This window comes from Dictyobacter vulcani (assembly GCF_008974265.1).
Lineage (GTDB): Bacteria > Chloroflexota > Ktedonobacteria > Ktedonobacterales > Ktedonobacteraceae > Dictyobacter > Dictyobacter vulcani.
Genome location: NZ_BKZW01000002.1, coordinates 315050 through 341549, shown reverse-complemented (window position 1 = coordinate 341549; position 26500 = coordinate 315050). Strand labels below are relative to the sequence as shown.

At 46.3% G+C, this 26500-nt stretch carries 22 protein-coding genes, 1 pseudogene and 2 CRISPR repeat arrays; of the genes and pseudogenes, 15 read left to right on the top strand and 8 right to left on the bottom strand.

Annotated elements, in window-relative coordinates; genetic code table 11:
• Positions 1-10: 10 nt before the first annotated feature.
• Positions 11-193: a hypothetical protein gene (locus tag KDW_RS19440; protein ID WP_151757635.1), complete on the bottom strand. Its 183-nt coding sequence runs from the start codon at positions 191-193 to the stop codon at positions 11-13.
• 755 nt (positions 194-948) lie between these two features.
• Between KDW_RS19440 and KDW_RS19435 the strand changes: the two genes are divergently transcribed.
• On the top strand, positions 949-1626 hold the full coding sequence (locus KDW_RS19435; RefSeq protein ID WP_151757634.1) for an endonuclease/exonuclease/phosphatase family protein: 678 nt from the start codon (positions 949-951) through the stop codon (positions 1624-1626).
• 877 nt (positions 1627-2503) lie between these two features.
• Positions 2504-2860 (top strand): annotated as a pseudogene (locus KDW_RS19430) (RRXRR domain-containing protein); the annotation flags it as partial.
• A 142-nt stretch (positions 2861-3002) separates the two neighbouring features.
• Here the strand turns inward: KDW_RS19430 and KDW_RS19425 are convergent.
• A protein-coding gene (locus KDW_RS19425; RefSeq protein ID WP_151757632.1) for an IS3 family transposase occupies positions 3003-4174 on the bottom strand; the annotation gives its coding sequence in 2 pieces (ribosomal slippage) (positions 3003-3907 and positions 3907-4174; 1173 coding nt in all).
• Positions 4175-4194: 20 nt separating this feature from the next.
• On the opposite strand from KDW_RS19425, the gene KDW_RS19420 reads away from it, so the two are divergent.
• Complete coding sequence (locus tag KDW_RS19420) at positions 4195-4854, top strand: CRISPR-associated ring nuclease (RefSeq protein WP_307767759.1); 660 nt, start codon at positions 4195-4197, stop codon at positions 4852-4854.
• Positions 4855-5097: 243 nt separating this feature from the next.
• Here the strand turns inward: KDW_RS19420 and KDW_RS19415 are convergent, their stop codons facing one another.
• Positions 5098-5340 carry a hypothetical protein gene (locus KDW_RS19415; RefSeq protein ID WP_151757630.1) on the bottom strand — a complete coding sequence of 81 codons (243 nt, stop codon included), beginning with the start codon at positions 5338-5340 and terminating at the stop codon, positions 5098-5100.
• Between the two features lie 304 nt (positions 5341-5644).
• Between KDW_RS19415 and KDW_RS19410 the strand changes: the two genes are divergently transcribed.
• Positions 5645-5896 (top strand): hypothetical protein, encoded by a 252-nt coding sequence (locus tag KDW_RS19410; RefSeq protein WP_198925370.1) that lies wholly within the window; start codon positions 5645-5647, stop codon positions 5894-5896.
• A 74-nt stretch (positions 5897-5970) separates the two neighbouring features.
• Positions 5971-6522: a CRISPR direct-repeat array (repeat unit 37 nt; unit sequence GTTTCAATCTCTGTCGAGAAGCGTTGGTCGTTTAGCC).
• 1812 nt (positions 6523-8334) lie between these two features.
• A CRISPR array of direct repeats spans positions 8335-9252; the repeat unit is 37 nt; unit sequence GTTTCAATCTCTGTCGAGAAGCGTTGGTCGTTTAGCC.
• 277 nt (positions 9253-9529) lie between these two features.
• Here KDW_RS19410 and KDW_RS19405 read toward each other — a convergent pair.
• On the bottom strand, positions 9530-10393 hold the full coding sequence (locus KDW_RS19405) for a helix-turn-helix domain-containing protein (protein WP_151757629.1): 864 nt from the start codon (positions 10391-10393) through the stop codon (positions 9530-9532).
• 324 nt (positions 10394-10717) lie between these two features.
• Here KDW_RS19405 and KDW_RS19400 point away from each other — a divergent pair, with 324 nt between their 5' ends.
• From KDW_RS19400 to KDW_RS19385, 4 genes are read left to right on the top strand one after another with little or no spacing between them, the layout of a single operon-like run.
• A complete protein-coding gene (locus tag KDW_RS19400; RefSeq protein ID WP_151757628.1) occupies positions 10718-11551 on the top strand; it encodes a helix-turn-helix domain-containing protein in 834 nt (277 codons plus the stop codon).
• Between the two features lie 47 nt (positions 11552-11598).
• Positions 11599-12369 (top strand): LabA-like NYN domain-containing protein, encoded by a 771-nt coding sequence (locus KDW_RS19395; protein WP_151757627.1) that lies wholly within the window; start codon positions 11599-11601, stop codon positions 12367-12369.
• Positions 12356-13042 carry an E2/UBC family protein gene (locus KDW_RS19390; protein ID WP_151757626.1) on the top strand — a complete coding sequence of 229 codons (687 nt, stop codon included), beginning with the start codon at positions 12356-12358 and terminating at the stop codon, positions 13040-13042. Before KDW_RS19395 ends, KDW_RS19390 begins: the two co-directional genes overlap by 14 nt.
• Positions 13043-13093: 51 nt before the next feature.
• The gene (locus KDW_RS19385; protein WP_162005406.1) at positions 13094-14485 is read left to right on the top strand and encodes a ThiF family adenylyltransferase; all 1392 of its coding nucleotides are present in this window, start codon (positions 13094-13096) and stop codon (positions 14483-14485) included.
• Positions 14486-14563: 78 nt separating this feature from the next.
• On the opposite strand, the gene KDW_RS19380 is transcribed toward KDW_RS19385, so the two are convergent.
• From KDW_RS19380 to KDW_RS19365, 4 genes are all read right to left on the bottom strand, one after another.
• Positions 14564-15046, bottom strand: a complete 483-nt coding sequence (locus KDW_RS19380; protein WP_162005405.1) for a DUF4231 domain-containing protein — start codon at positions 15044-15046, stop codon at positions 14564-14566.
• A 28-nt stretch (positions 15047-15074) separates the two neighbouring features.
• Positions 15075-15518 carry a PGDYG domain-containing protein gene (locus tag KDW_RS19375; protein WP_151757623.1) on the bottom strand — a complete coding sequence of 148 codons (444 nt, stop codon included), beginning with the start codon at positions 15516-15518 and terminating at the stop codon, positions 15075-15077.
• A gap of 90 nt (positions 15519-15608) precedes the next feature.
• Positions 15609-16067, bottom strand: a complete 459-nt coding sequence (locus KDW_RS19370; RefSeq protein WP_162005404.1) for a toll/interleukin-1 receptor domain-containing protein — start codon at positions 16065-16067, stop codon at positions 15609-15611.
• Positions 16068-16542: 475 nt separating this feature from the next.
• Entirely contained in the window at positions 16543-16773 is a 231-nt protein-coding gene (locus KDW_RS19365) for a hypothetical protein (RefSeq protein ID WP_162005403.1), read from the bottom strand.
• A 255-nt stretch (positions 16774-17028) separates the two neighbouring features.
• On the opposite strand from KDW_RS19365, the gene KDW_RS19360 reads away from it, so the two are divergent.
• The 7 genes from KDW_RS19360 to tnpC all read left to right on the top strand — a co-directional run bounded on the left by KDW_RS19360 (position 17029) and on the right by tnpC (position 26456).
• Positions 17029-17799, top strand: a complete 771-nt coding sequence (locus KDW_RS19360; protein WP_151757620.1) for a hypothetical protein — start codon at positions 17029-17031, stop codon at positions 17797-17799.
• Entirely contained in the window at positions 17787-18428 is a 642-nt protein-coding gene (locus tag KDW_RS19355) for a hypothetical protein (protein WP_233097816.1), read from the top strand. Before KDW_RS19360 ends, KDW_RS19355 begins: the two co-directional genes overlap by 13 nt.
• Positions 18429-18834: 406 nt before the next feature.
• Complete coding sequence (locus KDW_RS19350; protein WP_151757618.1) at positions 18835-20679, top strand: hypothetical protein; 1845 nt, start codon at positions 18835-18837, stop codon at positions 20677-20679.
• Between the two features lie 225 nt (positions 20680-20904).
• Complete coding sequence (locus KDW_RS19345) at positions 20905-24249, top strand: NB-ARC domain-containing protein (RefSeq protein WP_151757617.1); 3345 nt, start codon at positions 20905-20907, stop codon at positions 24247-24249.
• A gap of 44 nt (positions 24250-24293) precedes the next feature.
• Entirely contained in the window at positions 24294-24920 is a 627-nt protein-coding gene (locus KDW_RS19340; protein ID WP_162005401.1) for a hypothetical protein, read from the top strand.
• Between the two features lie 49 nt (positions 24921-24969).
• Entirely contained in the window at positions 24970-25584 is a 615-nt protein-coding gene (locus KDW_RS34020) for a DUF6444 domain-containing protein (protein ID WP_233097815.1), read from the top strand.
• Entirely contained in the window at positions 25470-26456 is a 987-nt protein-coding gene (gene tnpC / locus KDW_RS19335; protein ID WP_233097814.1) for an IS66 family transposase, read from the top strand. Before KDW_RS34020 ends, tnpC begins: the two co-directional genes overlap by 115 nt.
• Positions 26457-26500 lie beyond the last annotated feature (44 nt).

The following is a 26500-nucleotide window of genomic DNA, read 5'->3' as shown; positions in this document are numbered from 1 at the left end:
AGAAGTGTAATCAGCAGGCGTTAGATCCGTCACATGTTGAATCTGTTTTGCATGTGAGATAGCCAGATCCCTGAGCCATCTCATCAGTGGCAGGCTGGATATACTCAGTAACACGAATATCCAAATCAATACCACCAGCAGTATCCTGTTGCTCGGTCAGGGAAGATCCATGCACACATGTTGTGTTTTCCATGAGTAGTTCTCTCCTTCTTCTAGTAGAGATAAGAATCAAACAACATATCAAGAAGAAATGGCGGACTAAATACATTTGACATGTAGATTAGTCACATCTCTCTGCACGTAGAATAACAAAATGCACTACTGCGCATCTCCTACCATCCTCTCTATTTGCTACGCCGCCTCCTACCACACTCTGTATAAAAATTCTTCAAAACATTCACATGATCGGTCCAGGAAGCCTCGCATCTTGAGATCAGGGAGAAATGGGCCCACCTTATTTGGGGCTTTAGATGATGAGAAGAGATGTTGAAAAGTATTCCTGTGGATTGCATCAACTGAGCCGCGTTGCATTTTTCCTCGGCCTAGAGGAACGATGAGGATTGAAACTATCATGGTATGTGTTGATGAGTTACAGCTAAAGCTCAAGCAGTACATAATGATGCTCGAAAAAGCTTATTTGTAGGTCGCATTCACAGGCAATCGAGATATATGGACCTTAACGCTCGATTGTCTGCTTCTCTTGAACTATTGAAATTAAATGCCTGTGATATTCTATTTTAGATTGTCGTATGATACACGTTAGAAGAAGCAAAAAGTCTTAGAGGCAAGAAATGACAGAAAGAAACTATTGTACATTCTCATTTGCAAGTTTCAATACACATGGGGTGGTTTTTCCATCATCATTCGTGAGGGAAAAACATAGCCTCATCGGTCAGAGGTTGGAGCAACTTTCACCAGATATAATCAATCTCCAAGAAGTATGGTCGTATGATTCTCTTCGTACTTTCAAAAAATCGCTTTGCTCCTATCCTTATGCTGCTTATAAGCATGGAATATTCGGTCCGAAACGGTTTAGTCACCTTCTCACGATCTCCTCTTACAACAGTTGAATTTATTAACTTTCCACCAGCAGCTGAACCAAGAAAAAAAAAGTGGATCAATCGACTAAAACGATCCATGAAAAAAAAAGGCATGCTCGTATCTACACACACCGAAAAGTTGTTGACCATCTGTAATGTTCATTTAGTCGCCAATGGTGACGCCGATTGGTCAGCACGTAGTAGATACTATAGCGCACATGAACATGATATCGCCGCTCTCGTAGATCAGCTGAACGTCTTTACTCAAAAAAGAAGTGGACAGCTTCTCATTGTTTCTGGTGATTTTAACATTCCCAAATGGAGCGATCTTTATCAAAAATTTATCGCTATGTCACAGGCAAAGGATCTTTTTGAATATGATGAAAGTCCTACCTACCATCAAGAGTTCCTCATTCCTGGCCAAATTCCACACTGTATTGATTATATTTTTGCTGTTTCACAAAATCCGTTCCATATTGACCATAAAGCATTCCTTTTTCAGGAAAAATTTTCTCTATCAAACCAGGAGGATCAGTACCTTTCCGATCATCTTGGTCTTTACACCCGCATTCATACTCGTTCATAGTCTGCACTACAGTCAACACCAGCAAATTTAGCGTATTACACTCCAAACGCGCTCTTTCATTTCATTTCTGCAGAAATAATCTCTCCTCCACAATGCAAGAGAAAAAGGAATCAAAAATATGCTTCTACCATGTTAGCTCATGTCTCCAACAACCCCAATTTACGTTGTCACTCAACCACAGAATAAACCTATGAAAAAAGAGGTTCATAGGAGTCAGCATAGCAGATTTTGTGCACGATACAGGAGTTTGGCAGGAGAACAACTTGCTACTATTAGAAGTGTCATATAAACCGTGACTAGTCAGAACAGTCTCAGTAGGCTGGCTTCATGGCGTCTTTCAACTATCCAATTTGGAGTGCAAAAACTATGCGTATCCATCAGTCGCATACAAAAATGCAAGAGATTATTGGCGACATAACCAGCACATTAGTCACGGAGGTGTTGGGCCTGTATTCCAATAAGACAAAACAGATTTTACAACAACAACAGGTGTGAAAAATCTGATACAGCTATTCATGAAATGCAGATTTAAGCTAAGCGCATGCAAAGATAGCCGTAAAACATTTTTCCCGAGGAATTCTGGGCACGAGCCATTTTGAAAATGAAAGGTACGGATGCACACAGTCAGGAACCCCACGGATACATCCGAGGGCTTGTGAAAGCAAGTCCACACCTGACCAGTCTTAGTCTTTATTGACTACGTTCGGGAAGAAATTAGGTACCAGGGGGTGCATTGCCAGCCCCTTGCTCTACGGCTACATATTAAACATCTGTACAGGGTTAAGGAAGTGTATGTAGCGATAAACCTTTTCGAACCTTGACGAGGCAAACGTTACCCTGGAAACAGGAGGCCCTGAAAAGGGCAAGGAGACCACTTATGTCCAAAGTTTTTGTGATCGATACTTTGAAGCGACCGCTCGATCCCGTCCATCCGGGCCGGGCAAGATTGCTGCTTTCCGAAGGAAAAGCGGCTGTCTACAGAAAATTTCCATTCACCATCATCCTAAAAGATAAAACGCAGGAGCCAGAAGCGCAGCCACTCAGGATCAAACTTGATCCGGGTTCAAGAGCAACGGGAATCGCCATTGTCAATGATGCCAGTGGTGAGGTCGTCTTTGCGGCTGAACTTTCCCACCGTGGACACGCCATTAAAGCCGCTCTTGATGATCGCCACGCCGTTCGTCGATCTCGACGTCAGCGCAAGACACGCTATCGCAAAGCACGTTGGTCTAACTGGAGTTGCCCCGTTTTTGGAGGGAACCCGAACAGAAATGTCGGGTGAGGAAAAATGCTGGGAAAATGATGAAAACATCATCACTATACGTAATACGTAACGTACTACGTATTTCTATTTTACGATAAAAGGTCTACCTCTGTCAAGAAAAATCGTTATCTGATTCGATTATGCGTTTTTCGTAATGAGCTGGACTGAGATATCCTAAAGACGAATGACGTCGTTTTCGATTGTAATATATTTCTATATACTCAAAAACCACATTTTTTGCCTCATTTCTACTTAGAAAGATTACACCTTGAGCACACTCTTTCTTTAAGGTTGCCCAAAAGCTCTCAATCATCGCATTGTCCCAACAATCACCTTTTTTACTCATACTCTTCTGGATATGATGCTCATGCAGCAGCATGTGATAGCGGCTGCTGGCATATTCGCTGCCCCGGTCTGAGTGATGGATGAGTTCCGCCCCTGGCTGACGCTGAAGCAACGCCATATGCAGAGCGGCATGAACTAGTTCAGTATCATGCTTCTCACTCATGGACCAGCCCACAATTTTGCGTGAATACGCATCGATTACACCTGCAAGATAGAGCCACCCTTCTCGTGTCTCCAGATAGGTAAAATCCGACATCCATTTTTTATCTGGTGCATCAGCAGCAAAATTTCGCTCTAAGAGATTGGGAGCCACCGGTAAATCATGATCGCTATTGGTTGTGCGTGGTTTTCGCTTCTTTTTTCTGGCACTGAGTTGCTGTTCGCGCATCAAACGTGCAATACGTTTCTTTCCACAATGAATGCCTTGATCTTTTAATTCTGCATGAATACGAGGACTTCCATAATGACCCCTATTTTGATGATAGGCATCTTCAATCCGCTCCATAAGCTGTTCGTCATTCTGTTTTCTTTTACTTTTTCCTCTTTTGCGCCAATTATAGTAGCCATTTTCGGAGACCTCAAGAACCTGGCACATCCGAAGAATGGGGAAAAGCTGACGATGCTCATGAATAAATCGGAATTTTACGGTTGGGGTTGCACGAAGATGCTCATGGCTTTTTTTAGGATATCCCTTTCTTGTCGTAATATATCATTTTCACGCTTGAGCCTTTTCATTTCTTCTTCTATAGATGTCTGATGCCCTTTGCCAGGAAATGCTTCTTTCCCTTGTTCACCAAATTCTTTGCACCATTTACTTAAAGCACTGTCAGAGATACCTAAGTCTCTAGATATTTGTGTTTTGGTTTTTCCACTCGTTTTGAAGAGTTGTACAGCCTGCTGCTTAAATTCTTTTGTGTAATGTGGTTGAGATTTACCCATTGAACCCTCCTATTTGAAGTATAGCAGATTTCTCTTCTCTGACCCTCCAAAAACGGGGTAATTCCAATGATATTGTGGATGATAGCCATGCCGACGCCACCCTGGAAACGATCCATCAACTGGTCGTCAGCCTCAAACATCAGGGATATCATATCCATCTCTCGGTCAGCGGTGGCCGCCGCCTGATGTCCCTGCTTGCCATATCGGTAGCCGCCCTCAACTTCGATCGGCATGATCACATCTGGCATATCCATACCCCCGAAGCGACGGTCGCCCAGGTTCGCAATGGCGCCCATATGCATGTCCCACCGGAAGCCGGCGTCAAGCTGATCCGCGGACCCTTCATCACGCTCGGAGCCTATATCCCGAATAGCAATACGTCGTTCAAAACCGCCGAGCAAGAGCAACAGGATCACCTGAATCAGCAGGAACGCACACGCTGCCAGCAGATCATAGAACTTGCCACGGCACGCCAGCTCGATGTCCTGAAAGCCTTTGCCCGTGGACTCCGAACACCCCAGGTTGCCAGCGAACTCTGTATCAGCGAAGCCACCGTCCACAGCCATAAAGGCCACCTCATCCAGCACTGCCGCACCATCTGGAACATCCCCGAGTCCGAGCCCCTCGACTACCACTTCCTCTGCCAAAAATTCAGCACCTACTTTGAGAGCGATAGGTAAAGTATAGCAAGCTCACCCCCAAAATACATCATCACCCCTACTGATTCTTCTCATAAGGATGTAGCTCAGTACTGTAATTATTCATATTGAGAGTACTCTTATAAGGTATGAAGGATCATAAATAATGATGAGAGAAGCAAAACACAGAGAGAAACGGTTCTTATTCCCATCCTTCTACACCACGTCAATTTAGCAGGACACCCACTTGGAGCAATCGCATGGTTGCCGAGGGGGAAACCTGTTTCATCCTGGTCCGACCGGCATAAAGCCTGGTGCAATGTAGATCAGGAGATTCATCAGGTAATAACGCACATGCGCCAACCGCTTTAGTGCAAAGAGTAAGTCTAACTCATAGTAATTAAACGTGAACTGCTCACCATGCACATAGCACAAACAGCCAGCGAGCAGTTCACATATTTGTGAATCACTATTCCCCCATCCTTGCTTAAAGGTGATGTCACCTACCTCGAGCCATGGTATCGGCAAACCGTTGCCACATGAGGAGCGTTTCCTATCAATCTCACTGCCGATGCCCCTCTGATGGCCGGTATGTATACCAACGAACCGTGTCTACCACGGCAGCATTACATATGGGCATGTGGTCTATGAGCGAGCCTTGAATGGGGCCTCATGGTGCCCGAACAAGCTCCATATGCACTCGACCGTTCAATTTCATCCTACGTATGGCTAGCAAGCCCAACGCTTCCGCTGTCCGCTGCTCTTCCCTCAAGCCGCGGGGAACAGGTACGATCACGCACCATGTGTGAAAGGGAAAGGCTGCGTCAAGGATGTGAATTGGGAGCAGGGCGCACGAATACGTGTCAGCCTCGATCATGAGAGTCCGCTCTACAAGGCCGTGTATACCCAACGCACCAGTTGCGAGCGCATCAACAGCCAGGCCAAAGCACTCGGAATTGAGCGACCCAGAGTCCATAATCATCGCTCTGTCGCTAACCTGAACACGTTAACCTATGTGATTATCAATGGACGTGCTCTCAGTCGAGCCATTTCGATCAATAGAGGACTTCTACCAATGATTTAGTTGCACCCCTCTGTCGAGAAGCAACAGGCATTTCGCCCTGAATTAGCTTCCGACCAGGAAGCTATTACTCTGGTGTTTCAATCTCTGTCGAGATGCATGGGTCGTTTAGCCTTACGGTATTTCAAACGTTGCCTCAAGATCTTAGATTAGTTTCAATCTCTGTCGAGATGCATGGGTCGTTTAGCCTCTACCTGTTCAAATGTAGACACGGTTGCATCGTACAGTTTCAATCTCTGCCGAGAAGCATGGGTCGTTTAGCCACAAGGCACATTGAAGTGTCATGCGCCTATGTGTTGTTTCAATCTCTGTCGAGATGCATGGGTCGTTTAGCCTCACGAGGGGCGGGTTTCATGCTCCGAAGAGACGTTGTTTCAATCTCTGTCGAGAAGCGTTGGTCGTTTAGCCTTCGAGAGTTTCCCCTCACAAAATCCATGACTAGGTGTTTCAATCTCTGTCGAGAAGCGTTGGTCGTTTAGCCTTTTCGCCAGCTTATCGATGCTGAGCGGAGAGGAGTGGTTTCAATCTCTGTCGAGAAGCGTTGGTCGTTTAGCCATTCCCGTTAGCGGTGCAAGAGCGAAAAGTCCGAGGGGTTTCAATCTCTGTCGAGAAGCGTTGGTCGTTTAGCCCTTGATTTTTTTAGAAATAAAAAGAGTATACAATGATTGTTTCAATCTCTGTCGAGAGGGGTGCAACTAAATCACAAATAGATTTATTCTCTGATTTACGACTATGTTTGTAGAGATTTTTCTATTTATACTGGCGCAAGTAATTCATTTATCAAAATTCATCATCACTTGCCAGAAATAGACTCCCTTTTAGCTTTGACTCGCCTCCCCTCCCTTTCTTCTTTTGGATAGCCCCATTCCTCACAGAACTTTTCTGAGCATTTCATTCAACATAAGCAAGAAAGCATTCTATTGTTGATGTAAACGATCATTACTCCATGCCAAATTCATCATTTCTATGGCTCTATCAATGATTTAGTTGCACCCCTCTGTCGAGAAGCGTTGGTCGTTTAGCCGAAACAGGAAACTTACCGCCCGTTTCACTGTGATACAAGTTTCAATCTCTGTCGAGAAGCGTTGGTCGTTTAGCCTGTTTAAAAATAAAGGAGAATGAAACATGTCAGATTAGTTTCAATCTCTGTCGAGAAGCGTTGGTCGTTTAGCCAGAGTCTCATAACCCTTTTTCAGTGCTGTAATGCTGTTTCAATCTCTGTCGAGAAGCGTTGGTCGTTTAGCCGTTGCTTGTGCAATCGTGATCGTCGCATTCAGTGTTGTTTCAATCTCTGTCGAGAAGCGTTGGTCGTTTAGCCGGGGTAGTGGCAATAGAGGTGATCATTATATTGCTAGTTTCAATCTCTGTCGAGAAGCGTTGGTCGTTTAGCCCGGTGAAGGTGGTGGTGAAGGTGGTGTGGTTGGTGTGTTTCATCTCTGTCGAGAAGCGTTGGTCGTTTAGCCGACGTAAGTATTCCGACCATGGGTTAATCGTTGGGCGTTTCAATCTCTTGTCGAGAAGCGTTGGTCGTTTAGCCTTCGACGGTATGGAGGTTCCAGGGGGCGTGCTAGTTTCATCTCTGTCGAGAAGCGTTGGTCGTTTAGCCCAATTTCCTTTTCTGCCGACGAAAGGCATGATTTATAGTTTCAATCTCTGTCGAGAAGCGTTGGTCGTTTAGCACTGGAGTATGCCTATACTACCATTAGCCATTACTGTTTCAATTCTGTCGAGAGCGTGGTCGTTTAGCCGTTCGCACTTTGGACTGACGCAACGGTCAGACGTTTCAATCTCTGTCGAGAGCGTTGGTCGTTTAGCCCCCCCCAATTCACTTAGGTTACCTGCAGATATTCTCCGTATTCAAATTCTTGTCGAGAGCGATTGGTCGTTTAGCCTGCATATGCTGTGATATGGATAGGAAGCCAGTTGGGTGGGGTGAAGGTGGTGTGGGTTTTGGTGTGGTTTCAATCTCTGTCGAAGAAGCGTTTGGGTTCGTTTAAAGCAGACGTAAAGTAAAATTTCCCAACGAAAATGGTAATCGTTTGGGGCGTTTCCCATCTCTGGTCCCGAGAAAGCGTTTGGTCCAATTAGCCTTCCCGCACGGTTGGGAGGAGTTTTCGCAGGGGGCGTGCCCTAGTTTCAAATCTCTGTCCGAGAAAGCGTTGGGTCCCGTTTTAGCCAATTTCCTTCCTTGCGACGAAAGGCAATGATTTTATAGTTTCCAATCTCTGTCGAAGCGGTTTTTGGGTCCCGTTTAGCCGCCCACTGGGAGTATGCCTAATACTGACTACTTACCCATTAGCCATTACTGTTTCAATCTCCTCACAGTCATGAACTTTTCTGAGCATTTCATTCAACATAAGCAAGAAAGCATTCTATTGTTGATGTAAACGATCATTACTCCATGCCAAATTCATCATTTCTATGGCTCTATCAATGATTTAGTTGCACCCCTCTGTCGAGAAGCGTTGGTCGTTTAGCCGAAACAGGAAACTTACCGCCCGTTTCACTGTGATACAAGTTTCAATCTCTGTCGAGAAGCGTTGGTCGTTTAGCCTGTTTAAAAATAAAGGAGAATGAAACATGTCAGATTAGTTTCAATCTCTGTCGAGAAGCGTTGGTCGTTTAGCCAGAGTCTCATAACCCTTTTTCAGTGCTGTAATGCTGTTTCAATCTCTGTCGAGAAGCGTTGGTCGTTTAGCCGTTGCTTGTGCAATCGTGATCGTCGCATTCAGTGTTGTTTCAATCTCTGTCGAGAAGCGTTGGTCGTTTAGCCGGGGTAGTGGCAATAGAGGTGATCATTATATTGCTAGTTTCAATCTCTGTCGAGAAGCGTTGGTCGTTTAGCCCGGTGAAGGTGGTGGTGAAGGTGGTGTGGTTGGTGTGTTTCAATCTCTGTCGAGAAGCGTTGGTCGTTTAGCCGACGTAAGTAAATTCCAACGATGGTTAATCGTTGGGCGTTTCAATCTCTGTCGAGAAGCGTTGGTCGTTTAGCCTTCGCACGGTATGGAGGTTTCGCAGGGGGCGTGCTAGTTTCAATCTCTGTCGAGAAGCGTTGGTCGTTTAGCCCAATTTCCTTTCTGCCGACGAAAGGCATGATTTATAGTTTCAATCTCTGTCGAGAAGCGTTGGTCGTTTAGCCACTGGAGTATGCCTACTACTACCATTAGCCATTACTGTTTCAATCTCTGTCGAGAAGCGTTGGTCGTTTAGCCGTTCGCAACTTTGGACCTGACCGGCAACGGTCAGACGTTTCAATCTCTGTCGAGAAGCGTTGGTCGTTTAGCCCCCAAAATTCCCACTAGGTTCCCTGGATACTTCATCCGTTTCAATCTCTGTCGAGAAGCGTTGGTCGTTTAGCCTGCTATGCTCGTAGTATAGCATAGGAAGCCAGTTGAAGCAAGCATTTCCGAGAGGGTCGGAAAAAGAGCTTATTTTGGGGGCCAAACAGGAAGCACGTTCAGCCCTTTTTGGTGCTCGATGGGCTTGTGGAGCCTTCCGAGAGGCTCAGCTCAGCGGCGGCAGCATTGGCACCTCTCGGAAATTGATGAGCTTTTCGAAAAAGTAACAACACCTTGAGGGCTGGATTCCAGACAGGATATGCTCGCTGAAAAAGAGAACGAAGACAGGTAAGCAAGCTCAAAAGGGTGAACGAAGCGTCTCTTCTCGTGCTGCTATTACTTCTCCACGCATGTGTTGGGCCTGGGTATAGGAAACGGGCGCATGTCCACGGAAAAGTGGCAGTGCCTGGTCGATACTTTGCAGAGCCTTTTCCAGCCAGCCAGGGCGCTCTTCAGCCTGTTCAGCGTGCGACGCGCGGTCCCTATACAGTTGCGCAAGCCTGGCATGCGTTCTGGCCCAGTCAAGTGGACGCTCTTCTTGATGTGAGATAGATAAGAGCGCTTTGCACCCGGCGATGGCGTCATCGAGTTCTTTGCGATACTGTTCTCTCTCGATCAGGGTGTGCAACCCTTGCGCTTCTTGGTAGGAATCAGGAGCCTTTTCACGAAAAACAGGAAGCACCTGCTCGATGCTCGCCAGAGCACTCTCTAACAGTGTGTCTCGTTCGTCTTGCTGTTCTGCTCGCTTCCTACGCTCCCAATAGAGCTCAGCTAATTTCAAGTGCATTCTTGCACGATCTAAAAGCATGTCATCCTGCTGATAGACCTTGAGCCATGCTTTACAGCCAGCAATGGCGTGATCCAGCGCCTCTTTGCCTGGCGCGTAGCTTTCCCGAGGTGCTGGCAAACGACTCTGCTGGAGATCTTCCTGAACCAGATCAAGTGCATGCGCAATGGCAACCAGCGCATCCTCACCCAGATGTTTGATGTGCTGATGCTCGATTTTCGAGATGTACCCGCGTCCATTCTTGCCAAAGCCTGCGCGAATTGCCAGTTCTGTCACTGTCATCTCACGATACCGCCGCCAGGAGCGAATCGTTGCTCCCAGGCTGCCTTCTGACTGCGATAGGGACTCCAGTTCCCTTTCTCGGCGTCCTCGCATGTGTTTGTTTCCCTCTCTTAAAGAGTCAAGCTGCCTTTGTTGAACAACAATCTCCAATAATTAGTATACATATTGCAAATGCCATTGACAAGGCCCTATTAAAAACGTTATGCTTATCAAGCAACAATCTTCATACTTCCTCTTTATTTGAAGATTAATGAGTCATATGTAAACTCTGCTTCTGATAGCGCGTTCTTCGTATCGCCATCTTCGTACGTCAAGAATAGTTTTGCTTGATGAAAATCCCGATATCATGCGCCCTGTTATAAAGCATGCATTTTGCTCGTCGTTCTTGTCCCAGCGTAGTGAAAAGAAAGGAATCTTATGCGAGGCAGAAAAGAGGAAGCGCTTACTTCACGTTCATCCCCAGAAAACGAGTTGGGGACCGTTATTCGCGCCTGGCGTCACGTTCGTGGACTGAGCGTCACGGATCTGGCAGTAGCTGCTGGCTTTGGCAAAAATGGACGTGGATATATATCCAGAATTGAGCATGGTCAGATTCGCCATCTGGGTGAGGAACGACTGCTTCGTCTCGCTAATGCCCTGCACTTGCAACGAACTGACTTACTTCTGCATCGTATGCCAGAGATGCATGAGAAAGTGCCAATGGATGATCTCGATGCAGCGATTCTTGGCGGAAAGATTTTGCTCAAAACATGCACAGAACAGTCGTTTGATTGGGCACGCCTGCAATTGCTCCTCGCGAGGCTCTATTGCGAGCGCGCGGATACCTTATGTTCCACCACCGCCGCGAAACATACTGCACTCATTGAGGCTCATCAATGCATCGAAAGAGCATTGCAGGTTTTTACCGCGCACACAGCCCGAAAAAGCTTTGAAGAAGCGACGCAGCTTGGCCGAGAGATCGACAAGCTTCTGTACGCCAGTATCATCGAGAGTTGTCTTTCCTTCATACAGCGCTGCCCGCCTCAATCACTCGATTGCGCGCGCTTCCATATGCTCCATGCTCAATGGTATCGCAAACGAGCCACGAGCTTACCAGGGTTCACTCCTCAGGCTGCACTCATTGAGGCACAGCAGTGTCTTGAGACGGCAATAGCCATTTTTACGCAGAAACAAGCGCAAAATCACTTGCAAAAGGCCAGGCAACTACATCAGGAGATCATGCTGGCGATTCAACAGGTTGACTTACAGTAAATTGTCCTACAACAAGAGACATTCTATGCTGAACAGGAGAGATTCTCATGGTAAAAGAAAAAGTCATTTTCTTCCTGGACTATGCCAACATTAATCGAGCTGCCAGAGAGAAACGGTATCAGTTGGACTATCATGATCTGCTCCAGTATGTGGGTGAGGAGCGGTTCCTGCTTGACGCCCATTGCTATGTCCCGATTAACCCCAGGAATGAGCACAGATTAGATGGAGCCATCGAGGATTTGTGGCGGGCTGGCTATATCGTGACGACCAAAGTGGGCACTATTGCCGGTGGTACGTACAAATGCAATTTTGATGTCGAAATTACGATGGATATTCTCAAGGTGGTGTATCAGGTAAAACCCGACATTATCGTGCTTGCCACAGGCGACGCCGATTTTGTCCCACTCATCCAGGACGTCAGGAAATCTGGCGTGCGTGTTGAGGTAGCCGCGTTTGTTGAGACAGCCGGGGCGCAGATCCTCAACAAATGTTCTGGCTTTATTGATCTCGACGTATACTTTGGAGGCTACCTGGCCGCCCAGCAGGAGCCTTTGGAGCAGGAGGGCAGTGTCGAACCGTACCATGATCTCATTCAATCACAACAGGATGAGCAGAAGGAGGTGAGTGAGCATGACAAAGCGGAGCAAGACGAGGATCTTCTCCCATCACACGAGAGCGATGAGCTTGAAGAAACGGTGGCATGCCTGGTTGAGCAGATGGAGAAGCAGCCGTTGGTCTCTGCGCCCGACCTTAGTGATGGACCAGATATCTACGTTCCCGACAGCAGAGAAGAAGGAGGCCTCCATGGCAATCATTAATGGCAGAAGGATTCAAGTCCCATCCGCTGGTATTACCGGCCAGCAGATCATCCAACAAATGAAGCCCAGCCCTGGACGACGGCCGGTCATACGGCAAGGACTGGCGTTTCGACCAGTTCAGCCAGACTATACCTATACGCCGAATGAGTTGTTTGATAGCCAGGGCAAACCCGTCAAGATCACAACCATCCCAGACCGGACCAAAGGCACGGTTACGTATGGAGGCGATCGATCATTTCTGTCTCGACAAATTATTACCGAGCAGGTCTATGATATTGCTGAGAAGTTGTTTAAGCGAGGCATCTCATTCGATGAAGAGCATGCCGATTGGATGATTGCCAATCAATATGTCTTGCCGCCCATCTGGCACAGCATCGCCAGAACGACTGACCTGCTGATTGTCTTTCCGACCGAATATCCCGAGCTGCCTCCCGTTGGCTTCTACCTCAAAGAGGAGATCCCGCTCTCCGTCAACGGGCATCTCTATCAATCTGCCTATCACGAAGCCTGTAGCGATCCACTCACGCAGGGATGGAAGTGGTACTGCGTCTATATTAACCACGGCAGTTGGCAACCTGCACCAGTCCAACGCCCCGGTGATTGGCGAAGAGGGGATAATCTTTGGACGTACTTTACACTCATCAGCGAAGTGCTGTCAGGTGGCGATGAATAATTATCCTGGCAAAGAGTGACACCGATAGAGCGCTTGCGAAAGGAAAATTTGGTGAGTACAACTTCCCGCTATCTGATCAAATTTCAACAGGGCGACCTTGCCCGCTTGCGAGAAAGGCTTCTTGCCGACCTCTCACGAGAATACTTTGCGCTTCTGCTTGGCAAGGCGCGCAAAATCAACGGCTATACAATTATCACCGTCATTGATCTGCTTTTTCTGGCTCAATCAGACTACGCGCAACAGAGCGGTGCCTTCTTACGGATCAGAAAGGATTTCATCCATAAGGCATTGGTTGAACTGACCAACCGGTATGATGTCGATACCATCATTGATGTCCATACGCATCCATTTAGCCAGGCCAGTGTCTCGTTCTCCAGCACCGACGACGGGGACGAGCGCACGTTTTTTCGCTTCCTCAACGAGACATTTGCAGGACTGCACTACGCAAGTATTGTCTTTTCTCAGCACAGGTATTCCGCGCGTATCTGGATGGTGAGCAACGGTACGTTCATCGCAAGAAAGGCCCTGCTCAAAACCCAGACGAGTCCAGAGCAGATTGCCAGCGCAGATTTTCCCAGGTTGGAAGAGCAGAGGAGCAAGAAAGCAGCGCAGGGAGTACGTGAAGGGGTTTTCCAGCGGAGTACGCTGGCGCTCGGATTGGATGTGATGCGGAGCATGATGGAAGATCAGGTCATCTCCATTGTTGGGGTTGGAGGGTTAGGATCGATCATTGCAGAGCACCTCATCCATATGGGATTTCATGAGCTACATCTGATTGATCCTGATGTGCTGGAAATGTCGAACCTGAACCGTGTTGTGGGTGCCTATTACGAGGATGCGCAGCAGCAGCGCTCGAAAGTTGAGGTGGTCAAGAGACATATGACCCATATCAATCCCTATGCCACTGTCCTGGCGTGGCAAAAGGATGTCCATGACAAGGAGATCGAGAGTGTGCTGGCGCTCTCTGACTGGATTATCGTCGCCACCGATAATCATGCCAGTCGGCTCAAAGCACAGGAACTTTCCATCCTCTATTGCGTCCCCTTGATCTCGGTTGGGGTCAATATCACGGTAAAGAATGGCCATCTGGAAGATATGAGCGGGGAGGTAATTACGGCCAGGGTAGGGGACTACCTGTGCTTGCACTGCCTCAAGCGTATTCATCCCATCCAGATTGCAAGCGAGCGACACCCAGAGCAGGCGATTCGAGACGCGCTGGTGAAGCGGGGCTATGTGATCGGGAAGGAGATTAAAGAGCCTGCGGTCAAGACATTGAACGCTGCCGTCGCAACCATGGCGGTGGAGGTTTTGCTCAATCAGTATACCGAGGCGCGCAGGCATGCACCGATCCTGGTCTATGAAAACAATGGATCAATGCAGATCTACGAGGATGACGAGAGTGTGCGGCACAGAAACAAGCACTGTTTCCTCTGTCACATTTGATGATTCATTACGATACAATCGCTGCTCAGCAGGACACATAAATTACAACGCCCCCATGAAGGAGAGGAAGATGCCTACTCATCCGCGCCAGCCGCCAGTACTCTCTTCCGTCAACCGATCCCAGGCTCGCTTACCCTGGCGAGCCTGGGAACAGCAAGTGGCGCATCTGCAAAAGCAGATGATCTCCTCGCAGCTTCTCACAAATAAAGGAAAAGATTTGGGGGCATTGGTATATGGCTCGACTTTATGCTCATACAGGATCTTCTCTAACTTCAATGCTTCTAGCGTCTGTCGGAACAAGCGCCAATCATCACCAAAGTGAAAGGTATTATCAAGGATCAGAGCCAGCGACACCACAAAGCTAATAATGGCTGGAATAATCACAGGCATGCCGGGAAAAATCAGGAGGACAGGAACAAATGCAGCGCCAACCGAGCTCACAAAGAGCAGACCCAGATGTCTCTGTTTATAGAGCTGGGCTTTTCTCGAGTAGTAGTCTCGCTGGGGCTGCCAGCGCTCACGCATATATTGCTCTTCCTGGTATTCCTGCTTGTGTTGCACCACCATGCTCCTCTCTTAATTACCCATCTTAGCCGTTGATACGCTGATAGCTCTGCTCAAAAACCACCCGATCAACAATCCTTCCCTTATCACCTAAATGCAACAAATAATCGCCAGCCTTTCCGGAAAGGACGAGCCCATTCGCCCTCTTCACCAGAAACGGCTCCTGGATCCGACATGCATAGCACAAAATCGATACCGGGCGATACGTCACAAAGCCTTCGTCATCCTTCCCATCCAGTAGCACATATCCCTCCATTTGGCTTCCCGAACCCATCACCCATTCCTCATCAAGCACGCCGCGAGCCAGATAATCACCTGGATGAAACGTTGATGGCCCTTCTAACGTCTGGATAATCCCTTGCCGCTGACGATAATCCTCTTCCATTAGTTGCCGAACACGTACCAGTCCCACTTTGCGATATGGCTCATAATGGAGAGAATCCAATACCTCTGCCGTTATCTCGATCATAACCACTCCTCAAGCAATAACAACACACTCTATATCAGGTCTTCTTTCCTATGCCCTACACCTATGCCACAGCAGTTCTCAACACATCGCTTACAATTGATTGAGAACCGCACGAATGCCCTGGACAATGTCCAGAAAAGCTTCATCGCGATTGGACCATGTGCTTACCGCCTTGCCCCTCGTCGGCAACGCCTGCAGCCCCGCAAACGGTGTTCCCTTCCAATCACAAGGCCGCACGACCACCGGAATCACATGCGCCTCCTTGCGCTTCGCACGCTCCATCGCCCGTGCCATCTCAATATCGTAGCAATAATCCGAATAGATAAAATCAGAGCTAATTAAAAGCAAAATAAGGGCCGCACGATTCAGTCGGGCCTCAATTTCTTCTGCCCACACATCGCCAGCGGTAATGTCGCGATCATACCAGCTCGAAATAAGTTTCTGACGCCTTAGATTGCTCATATGTTTATCCAGAGCCTTTACAAAATCCTCATCCTCATGAGCATATGAAATAAAGACCTCAACCGCGTGGGAAGCGTCGGTAGACATAACGAATGTCCTCTCTATATACATGATCACAAAATATGCACTCGCTAATATATACGCAAATGTAACACCATTACCCTTAGAAATCAATATAGAAACTTTGTGCCTTTTTCGCTACACAAATAACAGGAACATCAAAAGATGTGTTGCACAGAACAACAATGACGGAAAAGACTGGTAGACATCTTTTCCATCATTACCTCGACAACAAAACGCCTTTCGGAGTACGCGATAGTAAGAAAACATCCTACACAAAAGTGTATATACTGATGCCAATCTCGCCTAGAGGGTGCTGTAGATCAATAAAATCTTTGTGGACCGTTTTACTTTTAAATATCACATATGGCTCATCTCTAATTGACCTTAAAACCGCTTCTATAGCTACGGCCTGCTGGTTCGAAATTGAACCTCCCCCAAAGATCAGGACGATTCCAGCAATATTGCCTGTGATATGTTGTTGCTTCAGCTGATTAAGGATTTACAACTGGGCCCATTTCATTTCATCTAGATCATGAGCAATCAACAAATCAGCATTTACAAAGACTGTAAACTCTATCGGGTTAGGTTTCAAAGCCAGCTCATATACAACAGGAGTCGGGGTACGCGGCACAGCTTTACTTTTAGGCGGCGTCGCCGCAAGGGTAGTTGAAGCAATAAAGATAATAGAAATAACGATAAACATGTCAGCAAATAGCCAGCCTGTAAGCATCCGCCTCTTAATGTCAGTACTATTCTTCGTGGATGTTACGTTAACACAACGTCATCTCGTGTGATAAAGTGGGTGCCTCCCTGGTGAACCATTTTTGGTCTAGTGCATTATGAGTCATCCCGAATTTTTGAGGAACATTTCTAGCCGGAAAGAAAGAGAGAAAACCGGAAAAGTAAGAACTAGGCAAAGAGGGGTCTCCTGAGTTAAACTGTTAAAAATTCAACTGACAGCAAAAAACCAGGAGGCCCCCAACTCATGCCATTTCAGTATGACATACTTCAACCCGAGGAACAAGATGCGCAGAGAGCATCACAGGAATTAGCTCAATTGCTTGAAGAATTTCTTATGCCACTTTTGATTGTGCTTGATAGGCTGATAGATAAGAGGTTAGTGCGAACGTTAGTACAGGTATGCGTTGCAATTATTCGTTTCAGAAATAACAAGCAGGGACTACTTTTGAGTGAATTAGGTTCCTACCTCGATGGATATGCGCAGCAATCAAAAACAGCGACTGCTGGAACGAAGAGAGTGGGAAACCTGCTTCGCTCCATAAAATGGAATTTTTTGCAGATAGATCACTATTTACTAGAAGAAGCTGATAAAGAGGTGACACGTATGAGAGAACAAGGGAAAAGGATTATTTGCCCTTGGGATGAGAGTGTCATAGAAAAAGCAGAAAGCGAGAAATTAGAAGGAATCTGTCCAGTAACTTCTAGTAAAGCGAAAAGATTGCAGCGCTCAAAAAAAGGCCTGGTCTTTAATTTTCCACCAAAGAAAGCGATTACAGTGGCAGGAATGCAGTGGACAGCAGCATTGATCATAGGAATGGAAGGAAGGGTAAAAGTAGCAGTGATGAGCTGGTGGACTACCAGAGGTGATGATGCGACAAAGTTAAGAGAACAACAAGAAAAGTTATTGAGAAAAGTTGTTCGGAAATGGGGGATCAGCTCCTTCACATATTTGATCGTGGAGCAGCATCAGGCCCTTGGATACAAGTGTTACAGAAATTACGTGTGCGTTTTGTGATTCGCTGGAAAAAAGGGCATTTCTTTTTCAATGAGAAAGGGGAAAAGAAGAAATTATGGCAGATTGGATTACATAAAAAGTATTTATCTCATAAAGAAATACGTGATAGCCATACTGGTGAAAAGATGCCTTGTGATGTTTGGTGGGCGCCGATATGGCATGAGCAATACGAGTATCAACTTTATCTCGTAAAAGTTCGCGTGAATAAGAAAGTCTGGTATCTGGTAACTAATGAGCGTATTCGAACTGCAGAGCAGGCTTGGGAGATTGTTTTTGCTTATCGGAGACGTTGGCAAATAGAACTCGTATTCCGCTATGGAAAGAGTGAGCTGGCGATGGAGAGTCCGCGTTTGTACGCGATGGAAAACCGACTCAAGCTGTTAGGTATCGTGACACTTGTTTATGCTTTTCTCCTCCATTTACTCACTCCTATCCACGGGGATCTTGTTGAAATGATCTTGCATTTGAAGTGCAAAAGAACCGGAAAGCGATGCAAAAAAGCTATTGCACCGCTTTACCGCTTACGTTGGGCGATCAGCCGTCTGTGGGACGACTATCGTCCAAGCCTTGGCTACCTTTTGGCTCCCAATATCCAGACATTACAGTCTTTGTCAGATAAAAGGTGTTAGAAAAGCATCCCGAAAATTCGGGATGACTCATAATTTGCCCTCTAAAAACCTGTTGCCTGAAGAAAAGCCGTTTAAAATCAATACGTCATTAGCCAAAATTGTACAGTACCTTTGATTTTCTATACATATATTCGTATACTTTAAATATATTAAATGGCGTGAGAAATGCGCATGCCATAGTCCAGACAGTATTGTAAGAAATAAACCAATCTGCAATTTCTTGTGATAGAATCGCCTGAGACTGTAGATTGGTTTTTATCACCAATATCAAAATCAACTCTGAAAGAACCTTTTTTGAAAAGGCCCTGCAATGAGAACTTACCTTTATTGACTTTCTTGTTCAATATAAAATAGTCTCAAAAAGATGCAGTTACGGGTATTATCATGCAATGACGGAGAAATACTTATGACAGCTTCTGATAATATGTCTAAACCGGAAAAAATTCCACCAGGATTCCGTACGATATCCAGAATCAATGCATTAAAAACAAGAACGTCAGCAATAGTAAATTCACTTCTCTCACCACTGGTGCGCACCTCTTCTCTACTTGAAACAAAACCCTCCTCACCAGAAATACATACTCCTCTTGAGGATGAAGAGCATAGTATAGAGGCGATTGATGAGCCAATCTATGACCATCCTTCTTCTAATAAAAATGATCAACCACAAGAGAACCAGGCACCTACAAAAAAAAGAACCCGTCGCAGACGTGGAAGGGGAACAAAGAAACGCCTCATAGACAAAGTGATAGCGCTATTACATTTACCACAGGAACAAGTCCCAGATGAAGTCAAAGAGTATTATATTCTAGATATAGAAGAGCGTCAGGCCGCCTTAGCCCACTTATACTCCATAGTGGCCACCAGAGATTGGGATCAGGCTATTGCCTTACTTGCCCAAAAAATTCCGGCGATTTCATCTTCAGAAACATTCGAGCAACAACTCAACAGGTTACGCACATATGTCACATCGAACAATGGTGAGGAAAGCGCCACAGATGCAATCGACCCCATCACCACAGCAATAACGGGTAAACAACAACACCCACATATACAGTTTCCCAAGAAAAATGCTGCCTATACCTTAATGAGGCAAAAACATAAAACCTTTGTTAGTGAGGTAATACTATTGCTGAGGGATCATCCAGAGATCTTCCCTACTGACAGTATTCCACAACCTGAGAAATTCCTTATGGAATTAGGCCATTTAGTAACACAACACAAATGGGCAAATGCCGCACAGATTATTTGTGACCGCATCAATAAAACACAGGAAGAGTGCATTAAGGAATTGTCTGAGCGTCTGATACAGGCTCAAAATTGGCAAGTTGCAGAAAGAACAATCAATATCTCTAGGGAATATAAAGATAAGTTACTTTGCATGCTCGCTGATGCGTTAACAGAGCATAACGAATACCAAGCGTCTGAACGTATCCTCAAGAGTATTTCTGATAAAGCACTACGCAGTGAACCATTTTATCGATTAGCACTAGCGCTTGTGAAAACTGATCACGATCAACAGATCGATCCAATCCTCAAAACCGTATTAAAGGAATCTCTACAGACAGAAAACTTCATTCAACTTTCTAAAGTACTCTTACAAAAGCAGCAGTGGCACCGGGCCATTCTGGTCATCAAGGCCATTACAGACGAAACGCTCCACAATGTGCAATTGCGTGACACGGCAATGGTGCTGGCAGAAGCTCACGAATGGCAGATTGCGCTACAGACAGCAAAAGCTATTACAGATATACATATGCAAGAGGAAACTCTGTGTTATTTAGGAGAACACTGTGCCAACTTGGGTATGAACGAGTTGATGGAACAAGTTATCAATGCCATTACGAATAAAAAACAACATACAGAGTTATCACTTACATGGATACAGACCTTGATAATGCAAAACAAATTCGAACAGGCTCAGCTCAAAGCTGAGGCTATTCCAGACCATTATCAGCAATCACAGCTCCTCTCCCAACTAGGAGAGATATACATACAAACAAAACAATGGTCAAACGTAGAAAGAGCAATCAGCTATATGAATGACCCGGATATTCAACTATCTTTTACACAAAGGGTAGCAACTGAACTAGTCAATGACCGGCAATGGAAACAATTAAAACACATTATTAATGCTATAGTTGACATACAACAACAGGACAAAATACTTTTATATCTGACAAAAAACTGCGTAGATACGGATCAGTGGCAACAACTAGAAAACATTATTGGTCTTCCTTATCTAGATTAAGATAAATCTGACACTATACAGCAAGTTCATTTCAGACATCACAGATAAAGCAGAGCATAAAACAGATCATTTATTTCATTAAACAATAAAAAAACAATATTTTATAATAATAACTTTATTTCATATATTTCACTTTTCCCTCTAGTAACTTGCGTTTTTTTTTAATCTTCGCTATACTAGCTCTGCTAATTTATCGCTGGAATGAGAAGGATTCATACGTAAACAGTGCTATTAGGAGAAGACATGATGTCTGGCACCCAAGCGCCCATAGAGGTTTTTTATTCGTACGCCTCCGAGGATGAAAAATACTTTCAAACATTGCAAACCCACCTCAGTATGCTCCAGCGTCAACACTTCATCTCTACCTGGAATGATAACCAGATAAAGGCCGGTATGCATCGAAGGCAGACAATTGATGACCACCTGGAAAATGCCGCTGTCATTCTCCTACTGATCAGCCCCGATTTTCTGGCGTCCGACTATTGCTATAATTTCGTAATGCGACGAGCATTGCAACGAGGTGCAAATCGTGAGGCACAAATTGTTCCTATTCTCGTTCGTCCCTGTGATTGGAGTCCCGCACCATTCGCCGAGCTTCAATGTTTCCCTCGCAATGGTAAACCTATTACACTATGGGAAAATCACGATCTGGCATGGAATGACGTAACCGCAGGTGTCCGCCAGATTATCACAGACCTATATATGGACAACGCAATCGCGCAACCTGGACAGGAAACAACGGCCATCCCCACACCTGATACACTGAAGCGATCTGATTTTTATCAATATGTGCACCTGTCCAAATATATCGAGCGTCCAGAAACGCTAGCCCGTATCCGTAACGATCTACTCGCCGACATACCAATCATTGCACTCACATCAGCAGTACAACAAACTAGAACCAACGCTCTTCACGGCATGGGAGGTATCGGCAAAACCATCATTGCACGTGCACTCTGTGATGATCCGCTGATCCAGGCAACATTCCCAGACGGCATCATCTGGATACAATTAGGACACGAACCAGAAATTATTCCTCGTATGCGCGAACTCGTCGACGTGCTTGGTGGAACCATTCGCGAGAGTGCCCCAACCGTTAATATGCTGAAAAATACATTGATAAAACTACTGACTGAACGTGCTTGCTTATTGATTCTTGACGATGTATGGCGGCGTAGTCATGCAGAGGCTTTCCTGGTTGGCGGCCCCCGCTGCCGTCTTCTGATGACGACACGCGACGCTGAAATCGCGAAAGAACTGGACGCCACAATCCAATCTATCCCCGTTATGACAAAATCTGAAGCCATATCGTTATTAGAAGAATGGGCTGGAAAGCCTCTTGCTGATGTCTCGATAGATTTAAAACTACGAATAGTTGAACGATTAGGCTATTTGCCGTTAGCAGTACGGCTGGCCGGCGCGCAGTTACAACGCAAACCACCAAAGGAATGGTTAGAATCATTTGATATCAGGAAACTAGAAACATCCCGTCCCGAAGATATCCACGATAATCTCAAGCGTACCCTCGAACTAAGTCTGGAGGAGCTTGAGGAACAGAAGTATAACCTTTATGTTGCCCTTACTATTTTTAGAGAGGATGAGGCAACGCCACAGGCTGGTATAGAGAAACTGTGGCAGGCGCTTGCCAATTACACTATCGAGGAAGCAATAGACCTGCTTGATGACTTCGCAGCAAGAGCGCTACTGGAAATTAATCCTTCGCCTACCTCACAGACACGAACAATCACCATCCATAGCCTGCTATTCGATCTCATGAGTATGCACCTGGGAGAGAAACGTTTTTCTTATCATCGACTGCTTATCGATACATACCGCACTCTCTGTCAAGATATAGGCTGGCATACAGCCAATGATGATGGCTATCTCTACGACCATCTCGCCTATCACCTGCTGGCAGGCAAAGCTGGTAATGAACTCGTTGCCTTATTTGCTAATCAGGAATGGCTTCGCGTCCGTGTTCATCAACGAAATGCTGTTTATGATGCCTACCTTGACGATCTTGTCTTAGCTTGGAAATATGTCACTGACGAGAAAAAGCGCCAACATAACACTGAGCAAGAAGATATGTATACATTTGCACAGTGTTTACGTTTCCTTCTTATCTATACCACTATTAATAGTCTTGCAGAAAATCATGAACCCGAATTAATCGCATGGGCTGTCAAAGATGGTTTGTGGCCGCTCCACCGTGCCCTTAGTCTCTTAAGAAAGATTCCTAACCCGCTAAAACGAGCACAAGTCTGTGTCACCATCCTAAATATCGTTCAGTTGGATGAGACAGAACATGAAGAAGTGCAACGATTCGGTGTCGAAACAGCACTGATCCTACAAAATGAGCAGGACAAAACCAGCACGCTTATCAAACTTCTGCCTTTCTTAACAGGAGAAAGACAAACTACAGTGTTAGAAAAGTGTTTCACAACTCTTGTGGAGGAGGATAAAGAATGGCAAAGAGATCTTTTACCTGCTCTCACACCCCACTTGACACCGGAACAACGTCAGCGCATCTCTATGAAAGCAATACAGTTAGCATTAGCTCCAATCGATGGAACGAAACTGAAGCAGGCGATACAATTAACAACACCGCTTCCTGAACGTACCGAGATCATGCCATTAATAACTTCTCAATTAGTAAATGCTATAGGGGAAAGAAGTTTGCAAATGGCTCTATCCTTCGCTGAAGGATTTGATAGAGCAGAAGCGCTTATGGATCTCATTCCATATCTCATTGGAGAGCTTCAGAATAAGGCTATACGAGAATGCCTACAAGTGGCTCAAACGCTAATAGATGAGCAAGAGCAAATGAGTATAATAGCAAAACTGGCTGCTTATCTGCCAGAGGAAGAGCGTAGAGAATTACTGACACAAAGCTTGCAGGTAATACAGATGATCCCAGGAACAGGCAAACGAGCCCACGCACTTGCGGAACTCGCACCCTCGTTGACGGGAAAACTGCTGGATCGCGCGTTACAGGCAGACCTGCTCCCAACTGACGAGAGAGAACAAGCTGAAGTGCTGGCTCATTTAGCTTCACGCATGTCTCTAGAAAAACGTAACAGGAGATTAACGCCGCTCTTACATGCAACCTTGAAAATCTCCAATGAGAAAAAACTATCCAATACGCTAGCACTCCTAGCTCCTTACCTGACAAAAAAAGCCTTGCTAGAAGACACATTACGAGCGATAGAAGATTATTTATACAGTGAGGCCAATCAGGCAAAAGTGCTGACTGCTCTGGCTCCACGATTAACAGATGTATTACTGGAACGCGGAAAGCAGATTGCTGAGCAAATCTTTGATGAGGTTGAATATATCACCACACTTGGAGCGCTTGCAAAACAATATCCTGATGCACAACGAATAGAAATGCAAACACACCTATTCAAACAGGCTCAATCCTTGCACGATGAACAAAAACGCATGGAGGCATTCATTGCCCTGGCAGCGCATCTGACGGAAAAGCTACTAGAGCAATATGTGCAGATAGCACAAGAACAAACCGAAGAACAAAACCTTGCCACTATGCTGATAGCTATTGCCCCCAGTTGATGGGAGAACGAGCACTTCAGAGACGCTGTCTGGAGACAATCGCCATGGTAGCAGACGAGAAAGAACGTGGGAGGGTATTAAGTGCCTTTGCCCTACAACTCACGGGAGATGAATTAGAATTCGGATTGTGGATAGCACTATCGATCACTCATGAATGGACAAAAATGAAACTGCTTACTCTATTATACTACAAACTCACGCAGGAACATGAGTATGATGTACTGGAAAAAGCCTTGCAAGTAGCCATGTTCCTATGGCAGCCAAAAGATGCAGTAGAGGTCATGACAAAATTAGCCACACACCTGTCTTTAGAGCAGCGAGCAATCATGACCGAACGAGTGTTACATGCCACATTGGAACTACTTGATCGAAAGAAACAATCTGCATCACTCATCACATTAGCTCCTTTATTAACAGAAAATCTTGTGAAACTGGCACTGCAAACAGCGCTAGAACTACCAGACAGGCACGAACGTGAGAGAGTTTTAGCAGCCCTTGCTCCAAAGTTCGTAGGAAACCTGCTGACCTGGGGAATACAGGTAGCACAGGCCCTACCAGATGAGAAAAGACAGGCTGAGGTGTTCATCGCTCTTGCTGCACAGCTACCTGAGGGTGTGTTGGAACAACACATGAAGGTATTACAGACATTTTCTGATGAGGAAAATACGTAACTACTCAGAACCCCTTTTCCACAAAGGGAAAAGCTGATAAAATGTGAACATGAGAGAAGAAGACGTTAGGGAGCTACAAAGCGCATTTCGCGAGTTGAAAATCGCATACAGCGAACTGCAAGAGAAGGTGAAACAGCAAGATCAGCACATCGAGGAACTGCGAGGGCAGTTGCTCAAAGAGCGTCTGCGCAATCTGGAACTGGAAAAACGGTTGGCCAAAGACAGCCGCAATAGTAGTAAACCTCCTTCCAGCGATGGGTACAAGCGCCAGCAAAAACGGCGAGAGAAAAGCCAGAAAAAGAGTGGAGGGCAAAAGGGTCACAGCGGTCATCAATTGGCTCAGGTGGAAACGCCAGATGAGGTGATTGAGCACCGCGCCAGAGACTGCCAGCACTGTCAGCACCCCTTATCGCAGACAGTAGGGGTGCTGAAGGAACGTCGTCAAGTGCATGAGTTGCCACCCCTGCGTTTGCAGGTGAGGGAACATCAGCAGATCGAGCAGATCTGTCCCAGATGTGGTGGGCGATCCTGCGGGAACTTTCCCCAGGAGTGGATGCAGCAGCCCAGTATGGTCCCAATGTGCGAGGGTTGGCCGTCTATCTTTCCCAATTCCAGCTCTTGCCTCTCGAAAGGATCACCGAACTCTTTGCTGATCTGCATTTAGGCACCGTGAGTGAAGGGAGCATCGTCAATTGGGTGCGTGAGGCAGCCAAGAACTTGTCCTTGACGCAGCAAGCCCTTGAACGACTCGTGCTGCAGAGCCGACTGGCCCATGTGGACGAGACGGGTGGTCGTATTGAGGGGATCTTGCATTGGTTTCACGTTGTGAGCACACGTGCTCTTACGATCTACCACTGGCATCGCAAGCGAGGGCATGAGGCCATGAATGAGATGGGACTGCTGCCTCTTTACACGGGTCGGCTCGTGCACGATCGCTGGAAAAGCTATGATCAGTATCGCTGTGAGCATAGCCTGTGTGGAGCCCATCTGTTGCGTGATTGCTTGTTTGTTGCAGAAGAAGAAAAACAACCATGGGCGCAAGAGATGTACATTGTCTTGCTTGAACTAAGTGAGGCGACCAAGCAGGCGCGCGCCTGTGGTCAAAAGACCCTTGATCCAGCGATCCGCACACGCTGGTTGGCTGCGTATTTTGAGGTGATTGGGCGTGGCTATCGTGCCTGGGATGAGGCGCACCCGCCACCGGAGCCCACCGCCGCCCGCAAACGGGGTCGTCCCAAACAAGATCCTGGCAAAAATCTCCTTGATGCCTTCCTCCACCGCGCCGATCAAGTGCTCGCTTTTGTGGATGACTTGACCGTGCCCTTTACCAACAATCTAGCGGAGCGCGACTTACGCATGATCAAGGTGCAGCAAAAGATTTCCGGGACCTTTCGCAGCGATGCGGGTGCCACTGCCTTCTGTACCATTCGCAGTTATTTGAGCACCATGCGTAAGCAAGGGCATTCCATGCTCGACGCCCTTGCTGCTGTCTTTCAAGGTTCCCCGCTTCCCATTGCTTGGGAAGCTGGGTCCTGAGCAGTTACGAAAATACCAGTATCCTGATGTCTCTGATGCCTCAT